The following is a 21,134-nucleotide window of genomic DNA, read 5'->3' as shown; positions in this document are numbered from 1 at the left end:
AATAAAGGATTGTGTTTTATAAAAGGATTATTTTAAGAAGATTGTTTAAATTTTGGATTACGTATTAGAATTTTGTTACAGATAAAAAGGATCATAAATCTATAAAATAGGTTTTATTTTGTTCTCAATATAACAAAGTTATAACTACAAAAAATACAGGGACTTTTCTTCTTTATGATAAAGTATAATCTGGGGTAAAACTTCTGATTCTATAAAAGATCCGAAGATTATAAGAATGCAAAGTCTTCTTTAAGATTAGAGTTTATTATAAAATTTAAATGATGATTAGGATTATAGGACAAAAAAGAGGCTGCCCAAAAAGTAATAAATCAACATGCAGTTTGTTACTCAGTAAGGAGGAGTTTCATAATCAAGATTATGTAATTTCTCCCTTTGGTTGAAATGACAAGATTGCGAACTTTTTGAGCAGTATCTGTATTATATTTTTTTAGAATTATAAAATTTCAGGTTGATGGACAGATTTTAAAAGATCATTAATCGTTTTTACAGGAGTAAAAGTATCAAGAGGAACTTCTATAAAAAGGGTAATCCAATTGGCCATACTACCATTCCATAACCCAGGTAATTCGTATGATTTATATTGAATTCCATCTTTATTTTTTTTAACAACAAAGCCTGTGTTGGGATCTGTAAAATCTAATAAATTAAACTTATTGCCTTGATAATCTTTTATGGAACAAACAAGATCCACGGGATTAAAATGAGTGGAAGATTTAAAAATTGATTTTTGTTTATCATTTTCTAAATCAATTTGTGCGGATTCAACGATTTGTAGTGTTGAGTTTCCTTTTTTATCTTTTACCCAAAAAGGACCACCGCCTGGTTCATTCTCGTTTTTAACCATTCCACATACACGTATAGGTCTGTTTAAGAAATGTTTTAAAATTTTGATTTGACTTTCTTCTTTGTACTCATCAAAATCAGGATTAATAATAATAGAAAGTTTGTTTTGAATAAAGTTTTTAACTTCTTGTATTAAAATATTATGGTATTTGTTTTTGTTAAGTTCTTTTAGGTAGTTGTGGCTTTTGTTGCTGATTTCTAGTAGAATACCAGCTAACGCTTTTTTGTGTTTTGTTACAATTTCTGAATGATTTCTAGATACATTATCAATATTTTTAATGAAAAGGATGTCTGCTTCTCTTTGATTTAAATTGTAGAGTAGAGCACCATGTCCTCCCGGGCGAAATATAAAATTTCCTTTTTCGTTTTTTAATATTTTGTGATTTTTTGTTAACGCAATGGAATCAGTAGAAGGATCTTGATAAGAAAAACTTATATGTAAGTTTTCTTTTAATTCATTAGGTAATTGTTTAATTAATTCAGAAAATAGTATTTCATGTTCAATTGAGATGGTAAAGTGGATGTTACCGTTGCTACAGGAAGCGTATTGGTTTGATTCTTTGAAATGTTCTTCAATAGGTGTGGTAATTTTCTCTTCGTATTTATGAAAAGGTAATACTGCTTTTGGTTTGTTAAGAAAATTAAAATCAGGATCCTCTAGTATTGTTTTAATAAATAAATATTTTTTTTTAGAAGCGGATAACTTTTTGTATTGATTATTTTGTAGAACTAGTTTGGAGACAACTTGGTGATAAAAAGGGAATTTTTCAATACCAGCAATAAATGTTTCTAAAGCAGTATTGTTTGTTCTGTTAATATAGCCATTTATGGTTTCCTCTTCGGAGTTAAAATCGAGTATAAAATCGTTTAAAAACTTAAACATTCTAGTTGCAGCACCTGAAGCTGGAATGAATTTTTCCAACGTTTTCCCAGTTTTATTGGAGTCAAAATAATTGATATAATAATCTAGCTCTTGTGCGTCTAGTTTTATAATCCCATTTCCAATTGTAGCAGGAGCTTCTAGTGCTGTTTTGACAATTCCATTTTTTAAGGAATAAATTTGTTTGATGATTAGATTAATGTTTTTGTTTTGGTTGTAGAGTTCTATAAATTCATGGCTTGTAAATCCTGCATTTAGAGCTTTTTCTAAATCAGTTACAATTTGGATTGCCTTTTTTAAGCGTTCTTCTCTGTTGCCGCTGATTAAAATAAAAGGTTTTTTATATTGAATTAAATTTTTTTTAAATATTTCAAAGGAAGAGTCTCTGTATTCAGCACTATCTCTTAAGCCATCAGATTCCCATGGTATATCTTTGTCTGTTAAAAAATAAAGGTCGTAGTGATGTAAATTAGCTGCTTCTTCTAATTCAGGAGAACATTTATTGTAATAAATATCCGAATAGACCTTAGTAACGAGTGCATTAGTATCGCAGAATAAAAATCTATGAGCTGTTTTTAGAGCTTCATTTTCAATAGCAATTTGACCAATAGCAATAGGTAGTAAATCTTTTTCTTCACAAGTACGCCCTTCTTTATCAAGAATTTCTAAAAGAAAATCCCTTGCATATTCTACTATCCAAGTGGTGTTAAAATGTTTAGCTAAATCACGTGCTAATGTGGTTTTTCCTGTGCTTTCTGGTCCGTAAGTGGTTATTCTGAGGATGTTACTTTTTCTTTGTTTAAGATTTTCTTCCATTCTAAATAGGCCAATATGGCTAAAATTGTGAAAATAATATATTGGAGGGCAAAGATATAAAGTTCTCGCGACCAAAGGATGGGGATGATAAGAAAATCTCCAAGAATCCATAAACTCCAACTTTCAATTTTTTTTAACGCCATAAACCACATAGCTGTAAAAAAAATGCAAGTAGTAAAAATATCAATCCAATTATTTATATATATTTTGATTTCAAAAATACTGTAAATACCAATACAAATAATAGCTGTTAATAGGAACATTACAAATCCAATTAGCTTTTCTTTATTGTTAGTTCTTGTAATTTTTGAGGTACTGTTTTCATTCATGTTGGGCTGAACCCATTTGTGCCAACCGTAAATACTCATAAAGGTGTAATAAATATTAATACTCATATCTGCCATATATTTGGCTTTATACATGATATAAACAGTTATAGTAGTTGCAATAATTCCAGTAGGATAAACCAAATAATTTTCCTTTTTAGCAAACCATACACTTAAAATTCCAAAGATAAAAGCAATAGTTTCTAGTGTAATTTGCCAGGTTGGAATATTTTGGTATTGAGTAAGTATTTCATTAATCATATTTTATACAGGCTTTTTTATTTTATAAAAAAAATAATTTAAAGAATATAGATTAGAGTTAATTAATCAGTAAAATATAAATTGTTCTCTAGCAAAACTAATGAAAAATGAATTAGGAAAAGGAAAGAACATTGTGTTGTATTTTTGAAAAATACTGTTTTTTTAAGAAATAGAATAATTGAATAAAAACGATTATTATTTCTTTTTCTATATTGCTAGAAAAAAGGGGGTATAATACAGGTGTAAATTTTATTATGAACAAAAAATCAAAATAAAAATTAAGACTGAAGGTGCTAAAAGTTGGGAAATTGTAAAAATATAGTAGATATTCTAAAAAAAAGAGACTGTCCAAAAAGTTCGCAATTTTGCCATTTCGACCAAAGGGAGAAATCACATAATGTTTATTTATTACTTTTTGGATAGCCTCTTTATACTTATACAGTTTATCTTATATTTTTTAACAAGTTAATAAAATAGACTTCAGAATATAAGTTGATAAAACTTTATGAATTATTAGTAGCGATAGTATTCAGGTTTAAAAGGACCTTTGACTTCAACTCCAATATAAGCAGCTTGTTCTTCAGATAAAGTTTCTAATTCAACTCCTAATTTCGTTAAATGTAAAGCAGCCACTTTTTCATCTAAATGTTTTGGTAACATATATACCTCGTTTTTATATGCTGTACTGTTAGTCCATAACTCAATTTGCGCTAACGTTTGGTTAGAGAAAGAGTTACTCATTACAAATGATGGGTGACCTGTAGCACAACCTAAGTTTACTAAGCGACCTTCAGCTAAGATGATAATTTCTTTGCCGTTTACGTTGTAAATATCTACTTGAGGTTTTACTTCTTGTTTTGTAGCACCGTGGTTAGTGTTTAACCATGCCATGTCTATTTCATTGTCAAAGTGACCAATGTTACAAACGATAGTTTTGTCTTTCATAGCTTCAAAATGACGACTTACTACAATGTCTTTATTACCAGTTGTAGTAATCACAATATCTGCATTACCTATAACAGTGTCTAACTTTTTAACTTCATAACCATCCATAGCTGCTTGTAAAGCACAAATAGGGTCAATTTCGGTAACGGTAACGATAGAACCAGCGCCGCGGAAAGAAGCTGCTGTACCTTTACCTACGTCACCGTAACCACAAACCACAACTCTTTTACCTGCTAACATTACGTCAGTAGCACGACGCACAGCGTCTACTGCACTTTCTTTACAACCGTATTTGTTATCAAATTTCGATTTTGTAACTGAGTCATTTACGTTGATAGCAGGCATGTATAACGTGCCGTTTTTCATTCTTTCGTATAAACGATGAACACCTGTTGTTGTTTCTTCTGATAAACCTTTGATTCCTTTAACTAATTCAGTGTATTTATCAAATACCATGTTTGTCAAGTCACCACCATCATCAAGAATCATATTTAATGGTTGTCTTTCTTCACCAAAGAATAAAGTTTGTTCAATACACCAGTCAAATTCTTCTGCATTCATACCTTTCCAAGCATATACTGGAATACCTGCTGCTGCAATTGCTGCTGCTGCATGATCTTGTGTAGAGAAAATGTTACAAGAAGACCAAGTTACTTCAGCACCTAAAGCTACTAAAGTTTCAATTAATACAGCTGTTTGAATAGTCATGTGTAGGCAACCTGCAATACGAGCACCTTTTAAGGGTTGGCTCGGACCATATTCAGCACGGATAGCCATTAGACCAGGCATTTCAGCTTCTGCTAATTGAATCTCTTTTCTTCCCCATTCTGCTAAAGAAATATCTTTAACCTTATAAGGTACATACGGAATTGTTGTAGTACTCATCTATTTAGTATATTTGTTTTTAAATATTAAATTTTATAAATCGGATGCAAAACTACGGATTAGTTTTTGATTTGCCAATAGATTTGTACAAATTAATATTTGTTTTTTTGTTGTAACTATTTAATTATCAATGTATTTTATATTTTAAAATCCATTTCCCCTTGTCTGTGGTATTATTAAAAGTAAAATTTGAAGTTGTATTATCTATTTTCAAATGAATTAAACAAACTTTAGAAATTAATAAGATTCAAAATGCCTTTTTATAAAGAAATATATTTTTCAGAAGACACCACTATATATCTTTGGAAAACTACAGAAACTTACAATCAATTATTTGAAAACGTATTGTTAAAAAATCAGTCTCTTGCTCGACTTGAAAAAATGGGTTCTGAAGATCATCGAAAAAATTTTTTAGGGGTTCGAATGCTATTACAATATTGTGGTTATACAGATCATGATTTATGTTATGATGTTAGTGGTAAACCTATACTTAAATCAGAAAAGAATAAACCAGTGGTAGAAGTAAGTATTTCTCATTCTGGTGAATTTTCAGCATTGGGATTAAGTAATAAGCCTATAGGTATAGATTTAGAGAAGATAAAAGAAAAAGTTCTTCGCATAGCTCCTCGTTATATGGATATGAAGCATATTGAAAATCTTTCAGTAAAGGAACAAATACAAAAAGCGATTGTTATTTGGGGAATAAAAGAATCTATATTTAAAATAAAAAATGAAGTAGGTATTAGTTTTCCTGATCATATTTTTGAAGATATGTTTAACTTACATGATAATCATTGTAAAGCGCAATTGCGTTTTAAAAATTTAATTGAAGATTTTGATATTGATTTTTGTTCCATAGAGGATTATATGTTAGTTTGTGCTTATAGATCCTGAGAATGAAATTAATGAAAAATATTGCTTGTTTTTTGTGGCTTCTTCTATAGAATTTAATAGTAATATTCGTTTTAATAAAAAAGATTAAATTTACAGAGTTAAATTAATTAATGATGTCAATTACGGTTTATGAGTCTATTTTTAATGCAAAAAAGAGAAAACACAGGTTATTAGCTATTTTAATAGATCCAGATAAAATAGAACTATATAATATTAATAGACTAGTAAGAAAAATTAATGAATCTCCAGCTACTCATATTTTTATAGGAGGAAGTATTGTTAAAAATTGGATTATAGATGAATTAATCATAGAATTAAAAAAAGAATGTAACTTACCTATATTGATTTTTCCAGGACACCCTTCGCAAATTTCACATGAAGCAGATGGTGTATTGTTTTTAAGTTTGCTTTCAGGACGTAATCCCGAGTATTTAATAGAACATCATGTTAATGCCATAGATTTGCTCGAAAATTCAAGATTAGAAATTATTCCTACAGGTTACATCTTAATAAATGGAGGGAAAGAAACAGCTGTTGAACGAGTAAGTAAAACAAAACCTATAGAGAGAAACGATATTAATTTAGCTTATAAAACAGCCAAAGCAGGTGAATATCTAGGTAATAAGCTTATGTATTTAGAAGCGGGAAGTGGAGCGTTAGAAAAAGTACCATTAGAAATGATTCGTAAAATCTCAAAAAATCTTAGAATACCAATCATTGTTGGAGGAGGAATTCGATCAAAAGAAGCAGTTGAAGAAGTGTATCAAGCGGGTGCTGATATGGTTGTAATAGGTACTGCATTTGAAAATGATTTGAACTTTTTTGATTGATTCTAGTTGTTATATATAGACTGTTTTTGACTCTTCAGAATTAGTTGATAAGTTGTTTTTAGAATTAATGATTCATAGCTTTAAAAAAATACGATATAATTTTGATGATAATATTTTGTCCTGATATTTTAGATTAATGTAAATTCTGAAAATACTTAACAAGATTCTTTTAGTATGTTATTCTTTATGACTTATCATATAAAAGAATATTTTTTTGGTTTTACTATTGACCAAATGTTATAAAGTAAGGAAAATTTAAAAAAAAAATTAGTTGCCTTTATTCTTTATAAATTTAAAATGACTGTATATCGATTGTATAGACTTTAGATAAAATAGTGCTACAAATTATAATTTAAGTAAGAGTTATATTAAAAAGTAGGCTGTTCAAAAAGTAATAAATCAACATGTAGTTTGTCACTCCAGTAAGGAGGAGTCTCATAATCAGCATTATGTGATTTCTCTCCCTTTGGTCTGCGAACTTTTTGGACAGTCTCCTGTATTATAGTTATATTCTATAAATTCTATTATCCCTTTTTTGTTTAAACACTTTTAATAAAATTAAAAGTTATCTACATTAATATATAAATATAATAATATTAGATGTGTTTGTTTTTGTATTCTTTTAGGTATGTTTTTGACTATAAAAGAAGAAAATGTAGTTTAAAGAATAGTTGTTAACTATTTGTTTTTTAGTGCCTTTTGTGTTTAAATTTTTTAAACATTGTGTTTTTTATAAATACACGATAAGTGTTTTTTAAATTTTCAACTCTTTAAATGATTGTTTTTAATTATTTAATAATTTGTTTTTTATATCGTATATGTTTAAATAATGTAATTACGAGTTGTAATATTGCAATTATATAACGAAAGGGTTTTATTTATAACTAATAGTTTTTATTATGTTTTTTATTTATAAATAACATTTTATATTTTTTAAACTATTTGTTATTATCAAAAGGAAACAAGTGTTAAAAAAAGCTTAATTGTGTTATAAAAACATGTTTTGTATTAAAAAATGTTATCTTTGTATAAAAATAAAACGTTGCGAAAATAAGGTAGAATAATTACAAATAAATAAATATATGAATTTTTTAAAACTAAATGCCAAGTGGACATTGCTCGCATTAATGCAATTGTCGGTTTTAAGTTGTAATAAAGAAGATGTTGCAGCTAATGAATCAGATAAGGATGGAAAAAATATTAAACAAGAAAGCATTAATGATGGTCCTAAATCAGAATTACAGATTAGTAGAAGAGTTCTTTCGTCACCACCAGATCAAGTAGGATCTGCGAGCTGTAAAACGATTGAGGAAACTTATGATAAAACATTTGATAATTTTTCAAAATTAGGAGCAGGGACTCATTTATTGTGGCCAGGAAATATTGTGCAAGGAGGAACTATTGTTTCAGGAAACTTGGCATCTATTCCTATTGATCCAAAAGGAAGAAATACTATTGAGGTAAAGGTAGATGCTTTTTCATCTAATGAATCAAAATCATCAAGTAAAGAGGTAGAAAATCCAACAGCAGGTAAAGTACAAGATGCTTTAGAAAAAATATTAAACTCATATTATACATCAGGAACTAAGTTTCCTGCTAATTATGCTGTTGAAATTCAAAGAACGTATGACAGTAAACAATTACAAGTAGCTTTAGGTGTTGGTTATACAGGACCTTCTGTAGGTTTGTCAGCTAGTTTGGGGCTAAGCTTTAAAAAGAACAAGACTTATTATGCCGTTACGCTTAAACAAAAATTCTTTAACGTATCAGTATCTGCAAAACCAGGACTTCAAGGAGATTTTGGTTGGATAAAAAAAGATTATCCGAGATCTGAATTTGATAAATATATAGGACAGAAAAATCCAGCTGCCTATATCTCGTCTGTAACGTATGGTAGATTATATACTTTAGTTTATGAATCTGACGAAAGTTCTTTTGATATGGAGCAAGCTTTAAATTTTGCTTATAAAAATCCAGCTGCATCTATAACAGTTGATCAAAAATTAAAATATTCTACTACATTACAAAATACAAAAGTATATGCAAAACAGTTAGGAGGTAATGCTTCTGGTGGATTAGATGCAGCATTTGGAGCATTTGCAGGAAATTTTGAAAAAGTAAGAGATTTTGTGGTAAATGGAGCAGATGTTTCTAAAGAAAATCCAGGGTACCCAATAGAATACACAGCTGTTAATATTGAATCAAACCTTGATGCTACTATTAACGTTAATGGAATATCAAACTATTCAGAGTGTGAAGAAACTATATATACAGCAAAAACGCTTGATGAAGCTAAAAAAAGAGTTGAAGACTTAAAAACGGAATATGGTTATAATAGTTGTGCTAAGATTATTATATTTAATAACACAGATAGAGAAATCGTATTAAAAAATTATACTCCTTGGTCTGGTAGTACTTTTTCAAACTTACCACCTACCTCTATTCCAGCAGGAAAATATGGATATTTATTAGCTGTTAATCAATATGGTACTTCAAAAGGTACATATAACCAAATTTCATATTTATTTGACAATAAAACAATAAGTTTCGGTACCTATGCGCCTGTTGAAGCAGCTAGAACGAATAATGTTTTAGTTAATTTTAAAGAAATAACAGAATCAGAGTTAAATTATAATAGTACGAGACCTTCTATAGAAAAAATACAAGATAATATTAGAATTAGAGGTACTATTGAAGGAAAAGCGGCACCGTATGTTAATTTTACGATTACTGGTAAAGGAAATAGTGTTATAAACTAATATAAAGAATTTTAAATAGTTAATTTTTTTAAAATCTGTATATAATATTTTTGTACTGATTTTACTCCAAAATGAGGTGTTTGCCAATTTAAAATGAAAACACTTTAATAGGTAAGATTTTACTTAGGAGAATAATTGATTTATTTAGATTATAGTTAATTGTTTTTTTTTCTTATTCTAAATAAAAATTTAGAATAATACAACAAGGTTACCCTATAAAAGGGTAACCTTGTTCGTTTTTATTGAATGTATACAGAAATAGAATGTATGAAAATAAAAAGGGCTACAAATTCTTAAAATCTAGATCATGATAGAATTTTTTTAATACTCAAAATCTATAGAATTTGTTTGTTGTTTTAGTTAAATATAATATTTAAAAGATGGGAATGAGGAATATTTTCCTTTAATAATTAAATTATAAGTTTTCTTCTTATCTTATTATAGCGTTTATAGTTTGCGAAGATGCCTAAAACTTTTGCGTTAGTAAAACAATCCCTTGTATTAAGTCTTTTTTGGTTTTTGGATTATTTAATACTTTTAAAGTTTTTCCTGGTAAGTGGTACAAAGATTAATTTAAAAATACTTTGTTTTAGGGATTTGCTACAAATGGTAATACAATTTTAGTAAACCAATTAAAATATTGAAAATTAATTAGCAGAGAGAAATAGTTTTTTGTATCGGGTCTTAAAACCGAGTCTGCAACTTGTTTGTCAATTCCCTTTAAAAATTCAAGAATAGCTTGCCCAAAACTTTTATAATTCTTTCCTGTTTCTTCTAAATAGGGAGACCATCCATTGACTAGTTTTTTATTTATTTCGAGTACTATTTTTTTAGCATGACGTAAGCGTTCGTTTTTGTTTTTTAAAATAGGTACTCTTACTCTTTGACGTTCAAGTTTCTTATTAGTGGGATTTTTAGAGTAATAAACAATAATCCATTCTTTGTTTGCTTTTAGTTCGGCAGGTTTGTAGTCTATAAAAGCCGTAACCTTTACTTGATTTATTGAGTTTTCAAATTTTTCCATTTTTTTTTTTACAGCACTAAAAATAATTTTTTAACACCGTAAAACTGTTGACTCAAATTTGACACAAGGCTTTATTGTTTTCTCTTCTAAAGCCTAGTAAAATAAGGGATTTTTGCATGTTTAGTAGAGAGAAAGGGATTCGAATGCCTTAATTTTGCCGTTTTTTGCACCTGTTGAAAAAACAACAAAAACACTTGTTAGCTTTAACAAACACAGGCTTTACGGGGCTTTCAAGAGGTTAAACAAGATTAAGCAAGATTAAGATAAATTAAAATGGTTTCGGTACAAATGACGGTACAACTTTTTTTTAGTCTAAACTTTGCTTATTTTTGCTTTGCTCAAACTTTTTTAAAATGGCTTCGATAAAATTCTTAGTTAGAGGGAAACGGAATCCCTCAAAAATTACTTTGCGGTTAATTGTTGACAAAACAACCGACTACAGAAAAACTATCCCCGTGCTAGTTAATCCGTCTTATTTTGATAATTCTACAGGAAAAGTCAAGAGGTTAGCAAAATTCACCGAAAAGGATACGATTATAAATACACTCACCGACTTACAACAAAAAGTAATAAAGGAATATAACAACACAGTAACAAAAGGCGGGTTTATTTCTTCAAGTTGGCTAGAAGATGTAGTAAACGCTCATTTTAATTTAGTAGCGGTTACGGATTTAACTTTATTAGTAAACTTTTGCACTCACTACACCGAAAAACTAAGATTAAAGACAAACGACAAAACGGGTGGGCTTGGTTCTTCTGAAAGAACTATACAAAAATATACCGTAATTAAAAAGAAAATAGAGGGTTACCAAAGACACACACGAAAAACCTACCGCCTTACAGATGTAAATTTAAAATTTAGGGATTATTTTCTAAAATACTTACTAGAAGTTGAAAACCTAGGGCGTAACACCGCAGGCAGGTATTTAAAGTTTTTAAAAACAATTTGTTTAGATGCTAAGCGGTCAGGCTACACAATGCACAACGAACTGGAACAAATTAAAGGCTTTAAAGTAGATACAAAAAAGATTTATCTAACTAAAACAGAACTTGAAGCAATAGAAAACAAAACCTTTCAATGTGAAAAATTAGAAGCTACAAAAGACTGGTTACTAATTGGGTGCTATATAGGACAAAGGGCGGGCGACTTACTACAACTTACTAAAAAGAATATAACCAGTACAAGAGGGCTGGACTTTATAGAGCTAGTGCAGGAAAAGACAAAAAAGAAAGTTTCTATAGTTGTAATGCCAGCAGTAAAAAGAATTTTAGATAAACGAAATGGGGATTTTCCGCCCACATTTGCCCCAAAAATAAGCAGTAGCAAGACAATGTTTAACCGCTATATAAAAGAAGTTTGTAAGCAAATTGGATTTACTAATATTATTGAGGGTGCAAAAAACAACCCTAAAACAAACAGGAAAGAATCGGGGGAATTTCATAAATACGAATTAGTTACCTCGCATATTTGTAGGCGTTCGTTTGCTACAAATTACTACGGCGATATACCTACCCCCTTACTTATGAATATTACCGCACACGCAACTGAAAGAGAGTTCTTAAACTACATAGGGAAAACACCGATAGACTTTGCCGAACAAATGGCGGTCTATTGGGATATATTAGCACAAAGGGAATCAAGCAGGGAGAATGCTATAAATGGAGTTGAACCGAGTTTAAAAGTAGCGAAATAGTTTAAAGAAGTTTTAAAATGAGTTTTTACCAAGAAGAAGAAAGAATAATAGAAGTTTATGGGGTACAAGTAAGTAATAGAGATTATTCTATCGACTATCTAACTCGCAAGTTTACAGACTATAAACTGGGAACGTGTATAGAAGAAGAAAAGGAACTAAAAAAACTTTTCTTTATTAAAGATAAAGAAAAAAAAGTAAAAAAAATAGAACAACTAAACTACGAAAATAGAATATTAGAAATAGAGAAAAACACATTAACCCAAGATGTATATATAATATGTTCAATAATAGAAGATATAGGAGAAGAAGAAACAAAAAATTTTGAAGAGGGGGGGAATGTTGATTTTGAAAAATTAGACAATAGGTTTCAGTTAGAGCAATATTTAAGTTATGTAAGAAGATTTGGAGCGGATTGTGGGTTTTTTATAACGTTCTCTTGTTTAGATTATGGCGAACCCTTAGAGTGGGAGCAAATAGACGAAATAATAAACGATTTTAATAATATTTCATACTTAGGGGTTGAGTTATTTAGAAATATAGAAAAAAGAGAAGAAATAAGACGCATTTGGGTACTGGAGCTATACATCGAAAAAATAATACAAACAGCAAAAAGCATAAGTAACTGCGATAAATACAAGGCTATTTGCTATTTAATTGACGAGCAATACAAAATACATAAGAACGTGGTTTGCGGAACTATTGAGGATATTTTTTTAAGAGCACATATAAACTATATAATATTTGAAGCAATAGAAATTTACTTAAACAATATAGATAGTGAAGCAACTGAAAAAACAAAAGAGCTAATACCCCAAAGGAAATACGAAAAAAAGAATCTTTTAAAATGGAACTCAAAAAAATCAGCTATAGGTACACTCTTTGGAGTTCTTCACCAAGAGGGGATAATACAAGGCAGTAAAGCCGATTTAGCAAGGGAGCTTGCCAATATGTTCGGTAATTTATCCGAAAGTACATTAATTGATAACATAGGATTAAAAGAAGATAAGGAAAACTATAAACCCAAATACGACACAGAAACGGAGGAATTGATGAGTAAATGGGTAACATTTCTGAAAAGTTGTACCCCAAAACAAGGGTAGAAAAAAAGTCTACAAATCAATAAAAAAACACACTTAAACCATTGTAAACCAATGGTTTTTTTAGTACCCCATTTTTAGTACCCCATCAATTTTGGGGTACAACTTAAAAAAAATAATCCAAATTTTCGTCTTTGCTTTGCCTCGGATTTAAACAATTACGAGCAATGACAAACGCAGAATTTACAGCAGTACAAGTACAAGGGATTACAGTCGAACAACTACTACAACAGTTCGAAGAATTAAAAAACATCGTCAGTCAAATAGGCACGCCCCAGCCTATCGAAAAAGACAAACTACTAACAAGACACGAAACGGCGGATTTCTTTGGGGTTTCCTTAGTTACACTTTACAACTGGACACGTGATGGAGTTGTAAAAGCCTACCGAGTAGGTAATAAAGTCCGTTATCGTCAAACGGAAGTACTAGAAGCGTTAAAAGCAATCAACTTAAAACGCTAATAGACAATGCAAAAATATTTTATCATTGATGCTATTGATGTACTAGCAGGCTACGAATTACAAGAAACACCCGAAAGAATCCAAACCCTTTTAACCGTTGTTGATGTGGTTTGTGGATACCCTAAACCTACCAAAAAAGGAAGTACAATTACAACCGCAAATTATTTAATAGGCGCATACTTACACGTAAGTAACGCCCGTAATGCGTGCCGTTTAGGGGCTATGGGTTTTATTGATACGCTCACAGCTTATAAAATAGCTTCATCTAATCTTGAAAACGCTTTAACGCTATTATCATAAATGATTGACGGGGTTAAAATAAAGTGCATAGGCACGGAAACAAGCGACTGGGAGAACTCTCCTTTGCTAAAATTCTGCACCAAGGTAGATACTACCACGGGCGAAATTTTAGCAAAAAATAGAGTTGCTTTTTACCGTGGTTTATCCTTTCATATTACCCCATCGACCATAGCAGATAAGAATCATTTATTTATCCGTGGTTCTTTGGCTACTTACTATAACCAAGGCAAACACAATGCCTACGACTTCACCCGTGAAATGTTAATAGAAGTATTGGCAGAACTACAAGAACAATTTAAAATAAACCCACAAACAGCAGTAATACAGTCGTTTGAATATGGTGCTAACATAGTTACAGAAAAGCCAGTAAAAACAATCGTTAACGGTTTGCGAGCCTACCAGTCCGACCGCTTTACGATGTTGAAAATAGAGGGTAAACCCAACGGGTTACAATTAAACAGAAGCAAAACAGCGGTTAAGTTTTACGACAAAGCCAAACAAGCCAGTTTAAAAGACACTAACCTAATGCGTATCGAATATGCAGTTAAATACCATCAAACAGCCGTACAGCACGGATTTAACGTATTAGCGGACTTCTTAAACCTAGAAAAGCTAAACAACCTTAAGCCTTATTTATTGGAAGTTTGGCGAAACACCATTTTTCACGACGACGGTATGCGCTGGCGTGAAATGAATACCAAGCAAAAAGAGAAGATGCTTTACTACTTGGATGCGAACAACTGGGAGCGATTTAATACAAGTCAAAGACAAAAAGCAAAGTTAAAATTTAGAGCGTTATACGATGCGTTCTGCAGTTCAAAAACTCAGATTCAAATAGGGAATTTATTAAGTAAAAAATTGAAGGAATTGGAAGCCAAAAAAGGATACGATTTTCAAAACTTTTATAGTGGATTTGGAAGCCAAAACAACAACCCAAAAAAGATACGATTTTCAACTTTAGATGAAGTTGAAAATCGTATCCAAAAAGAGTTTAAAAACACAACAAAAAAAGAGGGTCAAGAATTAGAAAATAATTTACAAAAAGTACCCCCTAAAAAATGCCTCAAATGTGGGGCGGTTTTGAAGCATAAAAATAGCAATTCTAAATACTGTTCTAAGAAATGTAATAACAGTATTCAAGCAGAAAAAAGAAAGATGAAAAGAGAAAATATAAAAACCTTAGAAAATGAGATTTTAAGAACTGCAACACAAAACCTCAGCTTTTCAAATTTGGATTTGCTAATTGAATACAACACCGAAACGGGAGCGTATTCCGACCAGTTAGAACAAAAAGAAATAAACGCACCGAAAGAGTGGAGTTTAAAAGTAACGAGGGTTACAATATTACAAAAGCCTAAAAATCTTGTATTAACCAGTTGGAGGGCGAAAAAGCTAATAAAAACAATATCTCAAAATAATTTAAAAAATGGCATACAACAAAAAAAACTATTACAAAAGAATCATAGAAATACAAGAAATAGTCAAAAAGGAAAAATTTAAAAACGGAAAACTCCAAAAAGAGATTTACTGGACAATTATACAGCCAAAATACTTGATTTGTGAAAGAACATTTAGTACTTGGCTATCTATAAACGCAAAAAAACTACTAAAAGATTTAGAGCAAAAAGAACAACAAAACCAAATAATTACAGCCTAACCAATGACAAAAGAACAATATATAAAACGCACGTTTGCAAGAATCCGAGCCAAAGGATTACAAAACCCCGTAATACTAAACAAAGGGGCAATAGTTCACGACTTAGAGCGGTATCTGCAGACAATGGAAAACGCACTAAGAAATAACGAAAACAGGCGACTAATGAAACACTTAGCAAGTGAACTGAGAATACTAGAAAATTTAAAACCACTAACAAATAAAATTTAAAATTATGAAAAACTTAGAGATTATTCAAAATGAAAACGGTAAACAAGCCGTACAGTGTAGCCAGTTATTTAGAGGGTTAGAACTCGATGCCTCAAATTATGGATATTGGATAAAAAAGAATATTATAAACAACCCTTTCGCAATAGAGGGAGAGGATTATATTTTATTATCTAGCCCTAAGGGTAAGTTAAGAAACAAAAGAAATGCGTTATCTATTAAAAATTACGAGATAAGCAATATTTTAAAAAGTGAATTTGGTATAAAGCCGAATACTCGCACCCGAAACAAACAAAAAGGGATAGACTTTGTATTAACCCTCGACTTTGCTAAACGTTTAGCTATGATGTGCAGAACCGAACAAGGCGAAAAGGTAAGAAGATACTTTTTAGAATGCGAAAAGATAGCCATAAACCAAGATAACAGCGTAATAGAAGCCTTAAAACAAAGAATATCCTTTTACGAACGCATAGAGCAGATAAAACAAATAAGGATACAACTAAACAAAGAAATCAAGCAGTTAAGGCAGTTTATAGAAACACCGCCCCAAGTTATCAAACCCGTATTAAAACAATTAACCTTAAACTTTCCCGAATATGAAAATTAATAAAACAGACGATTATCTGCAATTTATAGCGATGCACCGCCTAGGGTTCACAAACAAGGAAATAAGCCAAAAAGTAGGGGTTTCGGAACAAACCGTAAGTAAATGGCTAAAAAACTACAACCGTAAACCGCTGGACATTTGCCAAGAACTAACAAAACAAAACTTAGAGGCGTTACATTGGAGGCTAAAAAAACTAATAACGCAGGAAAATATAAATTTTGGAGAAACTGAAAGAATTTTAAAAGCAATCAAAGAATACAACGAAGCGAACCGAATAGCCTTGAATTTTGAAGCTACAAGCAAAGTTTTAGACTTTTTAAACTCTCAATCCTTGACAACAAAAACAACGCTTTAAAACGCCTTAAAATAAGCCTTTCAAAAAATCAATCTTGGAGGCGTGCAATATGAAACAAGCAGACCGATTTTAAAAAAAGTCTGCTTGCAATAGGAAAGAATCGTTAAAACTTACCCTTTTTTCTCTAAAACGAAAGTAATAAAATAAATCTTACAACAAAATAGTCTTACAGATTTGCAAAGCTATTTTATTTTAATAGTTTTGCACCTCCTAAACGTAAATATTATGATTTTTAAAGAACTTTTGCCCGTGTGGTATGGTGGCGGTATTGGAAACAACCGCAACGCTATTTACGGCGTAGGACACCTAACCTACACGGGTTTATATATTTCCTAAATCGTAAAAAATGAGTGCAACAAACACCCCAAACAAACTAACTGACAATCTTTTAGAATTCATCAACAAAGATGTAGGAGCGGAAGAATTAGCCAAATACCTAAGACAAGGGGCGTACATAATAGCGAGAACCGCAATAACTTCAAACGATATTGAAGCAATTACAGAGCCTAGATGGCTTGATAACGCCTATTATCACATTACGGAGCTAGCCGAAATACTAGACCCCTCACTAACAAAATAAGCAAAAACCTAAAAAACCGACTTTAAAACGTCGGTTTTTTTATTTACCACACTAACCAACAGAAATACAAAACAACGCTTTAAAACTAACAAAACACACCTAAAACAAGGTTTTAACCTGTGTTTGAAAATGCTAAAATTCTAAGCCAACATTTAAACCCTCTTTTAAATGAAAAGCAAAACCGAACGGTTTTACTGAGTTTAAGCACTAAAAACTTACATTTGGTTTAATTCACGTTTCATAAATTCCCCTACTAAATGAAACTAAAACAGAGTTAGGGGGTAGTTAGGTTTCATTTAGGGCGGTTATAAGTTTAATTTAAAAGTCGTTTTTGATTACCTAAAAATAAAAAAGAGGGCTTTAAACCCTCTTTTTAGTTGCTCAATACTTTCAAAGTTTTTAACCTCGTTAGCGGTACAAAGATAATCGTTAATTTCAATTAAAAAAACGCTTTGTTTTCACGGATTCGGTACAAATGACGGTACAACTTTTAAAAACCTGCAAACAATCCCTTAAAAACCAATGAGTTAAAAAAATCATTGCAGAGAGAAAGGGATTCGAACCCTCGATGCAGTTACCCGCATACAAACTTTCCAGGCTTGCTCCTTCAACCACTCGGACACCTCTCTAGTTTTACTATTCCATTTCACCTCGAATAGAGGTCTCAAAGATAGTCTTAAAAATGGAAAATCCAATATTTTGACCTAATAAAAACATTAATTTTGTTATGGCAGCTTCTGTAGTTATATCTTTTCCAGAAATTACGCCTATTTGTTTTAATTGTGAACTTACTTCATAATGTCCCATACTAACACTACCACCCGAACATTGGGTTACATTAACAATATGAATTCCTTTTTGTATAGCTTGATCCAATAAGTTAATAAACCAATCCAAAGTAGGTGCATTGCCTGAACCGTAGGTTTCTAATACAATACCTTTGAGGTGAGGGATTGACAAAATAGCATTAATAACGGATTCTGATATACCAGGAAACATCTTTACGATGGCAACATGAGTATCAAATTGAGTGTTAACGTGTAGTTTGTTGCTTGTGTTTTTTTTTAGAAGGTATTCTTCATTAACTTTTAAGTGAACTCCAGATTCAGCCAAAAAAGGAAAGTTTGGTGAAATAAAGGCATTAAAGTGTTCTGCGCTTATCTTTGTAGTACGATTGCCTCTGTAGAGTTTGTATTCAAAATACAAGCAAACCTCAGATATAACAGGTCTTCCCTTTTCTTGTAAAGAGGCAATTTGAATGGCGGTTATTAAATTTTCCTTTGCATCGGTTCTTAAATCACCTATAGGTAATTGTGAGCCTGTAAAAATTACAGGTTTCTCTAAGTTTTCTAGCATAAAACTTAAAGCAGATGCAGAATAGGACATAGTATCTGAGCCATGTAAAACTACAAAACCCTCATACTGATTATAATGGGTTTCTATTATTTGAGCTATTTTTACCCATCCTTCTACATTCATATTTGAAGAATCTATTGGCTCTTCAAAAGAAATAGTAGCTATATTACAATCTAATAATTTTAACTCAGGTATATTTTTTAGTAATTTATTGAAGTTAAAGGCTTTTAAAGCACCCGTTTCGGTATCTTTTACCATACCAATAGTGCCTCCAGTGTAGATTAGTAATATGTTAGATTTAGATATTATACCCATACTTTAATTTGTTAACAACAGGATTAGCATACATAGCCAAAAAGCTTTCCATTATTTTTTGATTTTTACTATCAATTCGCATTTCTAATCTTCTTTCGAAAAGAGATTTTTCCTGCTGGGTATATTTAGATTCAAATTGTTTTGATTTAAAAAGTAAATCATAAGCAATATAATTTGTAGGCCATAAATGATATGATTGGAGAATAGAGTCATCTATAGCTTTGACTACTTCTTGAATTTGTTTATTACTGTTTGAATTTTCAAATTGAATACGATCTAATTCAGAATCCAGTATTTTACCTATGTGAATATGAATGCGTTTTTTTTGCCCTATGATTCCTCTTAGGATATTATTAAAATCTTCATTAGAACTTTTTTGATATATTTCGTTATTAGCTTCTGCCATTAGTTGTGGCATCTTTAGCGCATCAGTAGGATCATATTCGTAAGAAATAGAAACAGGAACGATCTTAATCTGTTTGAAATAATCTAAAATGTTTCGTTCGCCAGCTGCCATTGCCAGCATTTTTAAAACACCACTATGGGTCGCGTCATGCCCATCTTTAGTTCTTCCTTCTCGTTGAGCTATCCAAACAGATCTATTTTCGCGTAATAGTAATTGTTCTATATATTCAGATAATAACTGTGAGCTTTGTAAAAGTTCTCTAGGAGATAAACCTCTCTGGACAATAAAATTACGATTTAATCGAGATAAAGAACGTAAAAAGTCTTTTTTAACTAAATTATCTCCTATTGCTGAGGCTGTCATAACAAGACCATGATCAAACAAGGAAATATTAAGTAAAGAAGTATCAAGTATGATATCACGATGGTTAGATATGAAAAGATAAGAAGTGTTAGGTTCTAACTTTTCAAATCCAGAAGTACTTAAACCATCGGAGCTTTTTTCGATTACTTTTTGAATGGCTTGGTATAAAAAGTTACATTGAAAATCACGAATAGAATGTGTGCGCAATAATTGTTCTTTCCAAACACTATCTGTGATATTTGGAAAAGCAAAATTCATGATTTCTTTGATTATAGGGTGATTTGCCGCATTTCGTAATGCTTGATTTACTTCAGCATCATAATACGGTCTTATTGCATCAAATTTTGGCATTGCAAATACAATTTTCAAATACAAATGAACAAAAAAATAAACAATTTACTATAAAGAAATTTTAAAATACTGATAGATTATCAGTTTTATATTTCGTTATTTATTAAAATGTTAAATACCAAATACTTCCTTGGAGTTTTGAGTTGTTATAGAGGCTATTTCTTCAAGAGTGCAATTGTAAATTGAACTTAATTTTTGAGCAATTAATGAAATATAAGCACTTTCATTTCTTTTTCCTCTATAAGGTGTAGGAGCCAGATAAGGTGCATCGGTTTCTAATACTATATGTTGAAGATCAATTTGATTTAAAAACTGATCAATTTGCCCATTTTTAAAGGTAGCTACTCCTCCAATACCCAATTTTAAACCATAACCGATCGTTTTTAATGCCTGTTCGTAAGTTCCTGTAAAACAATGGAAAATCCCTGAAAGACCTTCTCCTTTTTCTAAATCTAATATTTCAAATACTTCATCAAACGCATCACGACAATGAATGTTAATAGGAAGTTTGTGTTTTTTTGCTAATCGAATTTGATGTCTAAAGGCTTTTTTTTGAATTTCTAAAGTTGATTTATCCCAGTATAAATCAATTCCAATTTCGCCTATTGCGTAAAATTTTCTTTTGCTTAATTCTTCTTCTATTAAGGCTAATTCTTGTTCGTAACTTTCGGGTTTTACATAGCAAGGATGTAATCCTATCATTAGAAAAACATTTTTAGGGTATTCTTTTTCTAGATCATACATTTTTTGTAAATAGCTAGAATCAATGGCAGGAATAAAAAAACGATTAATACCAAGGTTTATGGCTCTTTGAATGCTTTCAGAACGGTCTTCAGAAAATTGAGATGAATATAAATGAGTGTGTGTATCAGTAAGAATCATG

19 protein-coding genes and 1 tRNA gene are annotated in these 21,134 nt (G+C 30.7%); 12 read left to right on the top strand and 8 right to left on the bottom strand.

Annotated elements, in window-relative coordinates; translation table 11 throughout:
- Positions 1–454: 454 nt before the first annotated feature.
- The 3 genes from ACUXZJ_RS01915 to ahcY form a co-directional block, all read right to left on the bottom strand.
- Positions 455–2,560, bottom strand: coding sequence for a DUF4301 family protein (locus tag ACUXZJ_RS01915; RefSeq protein ID WP_243825805.1), 2,106 nt, complete (start codon positions 2,558–2,560; stop codon positions 455–457).
- A complete protein-coding gene (gene pnuC / locus ACUXZJ_RS01910; protein ID WP_060381534.1) occupies positions 2,515–3,147 on the bottom strand; it encodes a nicotinamide riboside transporter PnuC in 633 nt (210 codons plus the stop codon). The genes ACUXZJ_RS01915 and pnuC overlap by 46 nt, the downstream gene beginning before the upstream one ends.
- Before the next feature lie 513 nt (positions 3,148–3,660).
- The gene (gene ahcY, locus ACUXZJ_RS01905; protein ID WP_060381535.1) at positions 3,661–4,977 is read right to left on the bottom strand and encodes an adenosylhomocysteinase; all 1,317 of its coding nucleotides are present in this window, start codon (positions 4,975–4,977) and stop codon (positions 3,661–3,663) included.
- A gap of 252 nt (positions 4,978–5,229) precedes the next feature.
- Here ahcY and ACUXZJ_RS01900 point away from each other — a divergent pair, with 252 nt between their 5' ends.
- The 3 genes from ACUXZJ_RS01900 to ACUXZJ_RS01890 all read left to right on the top strand — a co-directional run bounded on the left by ACUXZJ_RS01900 (position 5,230) and on the right by ACUXZJ_RS01890 (position 9,460).
- Positions 5,230–5,871 (top strand): 4'-phosphopantetheinyl transferase family protein, encoded by a 642-nt coding sequence (locus ACUXZJ_RS01900; RefSeq protein WP_060381536.1) that lies wholly within the window; start codon positions 5,230–5,232, stop codon positions 5,869–5,871.
- A gap of 113 nt (positions 5,872–5,984) precedes the next feature.
- Positions 5,985–6,701 (top strand): geranylgeranylglyceryl/heptaprenylglyceryl phosphate synthase, encoded by a 717-nt coding sequence (locus ACUXZJ_RS01895; RefSeq protein ID WP_088466316.1) that lies wholly within the window; start codon positions 5,985–5,987, stop codon positions 6,699–6,701.
- Positions 6,702–7,783: 1,082 nt separating this feature from the next.
- Positions 7,784–9,460 (top strand): thiol-activated cytolysin family protein, encoded by a 1,677-nt coding sequence (locus tag ACUXZJ_RS01890; RefSeq protein WP_081248738.1) that lies wholly within the window; start codon positions 7,784–7,786, stop codon positions 9,458–9,460.
- A 589-nt stretch (positions 9,461–10,049) separates the two neighbouring features.
- On the opposite strand, the gene ACUXZJ_RS01885 is transcribed toward ACUXZJ_RS01890, so the two are convergent.
- Positions 10,050–10,484 (bottom strand): hypothetical protein, encoded by a 435-nt coding sequence (locus ACUXZJ_RS01885; protein ID WP_060381539.1) that lies wholly within the window; start codon positions 10,482–10,484, stop codon positions 10,050–10,052.
- A 353-nt stretch (positions 10,485–10,837) separates the two neighbouring features.
- Here ACUXZJ_RS01885 and ACUXZJ_RS01880 point away from each other — a divergent pair, with 353 nt between their 5' ends.
- The 9 genes from ACUXZJ_RS01880 (at position 10,838) to ACUXZJ_RS01840 (ending at position 17,460) form a co-directional block, all read left to right on the top strand.
- A complete protein-coding gene (locus ACUXZJ_RS01880; protein WP_446195647.1) occupies positions 10,838–12,178 on the top strand; it encodes a phage integrase SAM-like domain-containing protein in 1,341 nt (446 codons plus the stop codon).
- A gap of 17 nt (positions 12,179–12,195) precedes the next feature.
- Positions 12,196–13,278: a hypothetical protein gene (locus tag ACUXZJ_RS01875; RefSeq protein ID WP_446195645.1), complete on the top strand. Its 1,083-nt coding sequence runs from the start codon at positions 12,196–12,198 to the stop codon at positions 13,276–13,278.
- 164 nt (positions 13,279–13,442) lie between these two features.
- Positions 13,443–13,736, top strand: coding sequence for a helix-turn-helix domain-containing protein (locus ACUXZJ_RS01870; protein ID WP_446195643.1), 294 nt, complete (start codon positions 13,443–13,445; stop codon positions 13,734–13,736).
- 6 nt (positions 13,737–13,742) lie between these two features.
- A complete protein-coding gene (locus ACUXZJ_RS01865; RefSeq protein ID WP_446195641.1) occupies positions 13,743–14,036 on the top strand; it encodes a hypothetical protein in 294 nt (97 codons plus the stop codon).
- Positions 14,037–15,536 carry a hypothetical protein gene (locus tag ACUXZJ_RS01860; RefSeq protein ID WP_446195639.1) on the top strand — a complete coding sequence of 500 codons (1,500 nt, stop codon included), beginning with the start codon at positions 14,037–14,039 and terminating at the stop codon, positions 15,534–15,536.
- A gap of 160 nt (positions 15,537–15,696) precedes the next feature.
- Positions 15,697–15,921, top strand: a complete 225-nt coding sequence (locus tag ACUXZJ_RS01855) for a hypothetical protein (protein ID WP_446195637.1) — start codon at positions 15,697–15,699, stop codon at positions 15,919–15,921.
- Between the two features lie 4 nt (positions 15,922–15,925).
- Positions 15,926–16,525, top strand: coding sequence for a hypothetical protein (locus ACUXZJ_RS01850; protein ID WP_446195636.1), 600 nt, complete (start codon positions 15,926–15,928; stop codon positions 16,523–16,525).
- On the top strand, positions 16,515–16,880 hold the full coding sequence (locus ACUXZJ_RS01845; RefSeq protein WP_446195634.1) for a helix-turn-helix domain-containing protein: 366 nt from the start codon (positions 16,515–16,517) through the stop codon (positions 16,878–16,880). The genes ACUXZJ_RS01850 and ACUXZJ_RS01845 overlap by 11 nt, the downstream gene beginning before the upstream one ends.
- 346 nt (positions 16,881–17,226) lie before the next feature.
- Complete coding sequence (locus ACUXZJ_RS01840) at positions 17,227–17,460, top strand: hypothetical protein (protein WP_446195632.1); 234 nt, start codon at positions 17,227–17,229, stop codon at positions 17,458–17,460.
- 542 nt (positions 17,461–18,002) lie between these two features.
- On the opposite strand, the gene ACUXZJ_RS01835 is transcribed toward ACUXZJ_RS01840, so the two are convergent.
- From ACUXZJ_RS01835 to ACUXZJ_RS01820, 4 genes are all read right to left on the bottom strand, one after another.
- Positions 18,003–18,089: transfer RNA gene (locus ACUXZJ_RS01835), tRNA-Ser, on the bottom strand.
- Positions 18,090–18,096: 7 nt separating this feature from the next.
- Positions 18,097–19,131 (bottom strand): asparaginase, encoded by a 1,035-nt coding sequence (locus ACUXZJ_RS01830; protein ID WP_205729625.1) that lies wholly within the window; start codon positions 19,129–19,131, stop codon positions 18,097–18,099.
- Positions 19,115–20,251: a 1-acyl-sn-glycerol-3-phosphate acyltransferase gene (locus tag ACUXZJ_RS01825; protein WP_063743296.1), complete on the bottom strand. Its 1,137-nt coding sequence runs from the start codon at positions 20,249–20,251 to the stop codon at positions 19,115–19,117. The genes ACUXZJ_RS01830 and ACUXZJ_RS01825 overlap by 17 nt, the downstream gene beginning before the upstream one ends.
- A gap of 111 nt (positions 20,252–20,362) precedes the next feature.
- Positions 20,363–21,133 carry a TatD family hydrolase gene (locus ACUXZJ_RS01820; RefSeq protein WP_088466314.1) on the bottom strand — a complete coding sequence of 257 codons (771 nt, stop codon included), beginning with the start codon at positions 21,131–21,133 and terminating at the stop codon, positions 20,363–20,365.
- Position 21,134: the final 1 nt, after the last annotated feature.

It is taken from the genome of Flavobacterium sp. TN-1, assembly GCF_052828645.1.
Note: the sequence above shows the minus strand (reverse complement) of the source record. Positions and strands in the feature narration are given on the sequence as shown.

Bases quoted from the DNA above. Each gene is read 5' to 3' on its own strand.
- ACUXZJ_RS01900 (WP_060381536.1), top strand. From the start codon at position 5,230: ATGCCTTTTTATAAAGAAATATATTTTTCAGAAGACACCACTATATAT.
- ACUXZJ_RS01845 (WP_446195634.1), top strand. From the start codon at position 16,515: ATGAAAATTAATAAAACAGACGATTATCTGCAATTTATAGCGATGCAC.
- ACUXZJ_RS01860 (WP_446195639.1), top strand. From the start codon at position 14,037: ATGATTGACGGGGTTAAAATAAAGTGCATAGGCACGGAAACAAGCGAC.
- ACUXZJ_RS01890 (WP_081248738.1), top strand. From the start codon at position 7,784: ATGAATTTTTTAAAACTAAATGCCAAGTGGACATTGCTCGCATTAATG.
- ACUXZJ_RS01825 (WP_063743296.1), bottom strand. From the start codon at position 20,251: ATGCCAAAATTTGATGCAATAAGACCGTATTATGATGCTGAAGTAAAT.
- ahcY (WP_060381535.1), bottom strand. From the start codon at position 4,977: ATGAGTACTACAACAATTCCGTATGTACCTTATAAGGTTAAAGATATT.
- ACUXZJ_RS01830 (WP_205729625.1), bottom strand. From the start codon at position 19,131: ATGGGTATAATATCTAAATCTAACATATTACTAATCTACACTGGAGGC.
- ACUXZJ_RS01855 (WP_446195637.1), top strand. From the start codon at position 15,697: ATGACAAAAGAACAATATATAAAACGCACGTTTGCAAGAATCCGAGCC.
- ACUXZJ_RS01875 (WP_446195645.1), top strand. From the start codon at position 12,196: ATGAGTTTTTACCAAGAAGAAGAAAGAATAATAGAAGTTTATGGGGTA.
- pnuC (WP_060381534.1), bottom strand. From the start codon at position 3,147: ATGATTAATGAAATACTTACTCAATACCAAAATATTCCAACCTGGCAA.
- ACUXZJ_RS01880 (WP_446195647.1), top strand. From the start codon at position 10,838: ATGGCTTCGATAAAATTCTTAGTTAGAGGGAAACGGAATCCCTCAAAA.
- ACUXZJ_RS01850 (WP_446195636.1), top strand. From the start codon at position 15,926: ATGAAAAACTTAGAGATTATTCAAAATGAAAACGGTAAACAAGCCGTA.
- ACUXZJ_RS01915 (WP_243825805.1), bottom strand. From the start codon at position 2,560: ATGGAAGAAAATCTTAAACAAAGAAAAAGTAACATCCTCAGAATAACC.
- ACUXZJ_RS01870 (WP_446195643.1), top strand. From the start codon at position 13,443: ATGACAAACGCAGAATTTACAGCAGTACAAGTACAAGGGATTACAGTC.
- ACUXZJ_RS01865 (WP_446195641.1), top strand. From the start codon at position 13,743: ATGCAAAAATATTTTATCATTGATGCTATTGATGTACTAGCAGGCTAC.
- ACUXZJ_RS01895 (WP_088466316.1), top strand. From the start codon at position 5,985: ATGTCAATTACGGTTTATGAGTCTATTTTTAATGCAAAAAAGAGAAAA.
- ACUXZJ_RS01820 (WP_088466314.1), bottom strand. From the start codon at position 21,133: ATGATTCTTACTGATACACACACTCATTTATATTCATCTCAATTTTCT.
- ACUXZJ_RS01885 (WP_060381539.1), bottom strand. From the start codon at position 10,484: ATGGAAAAATTTGAAAACTCAATAAATCAAGTAAAGGTTACGGCTTTT.
- ACUXZJ_RS01840 (WP_446195632.1), top strand. From the start codon at position 17,227: ATGAGTGCAACAAACACCCCAAACAAACTAACTGACAATCTTTTAGAA.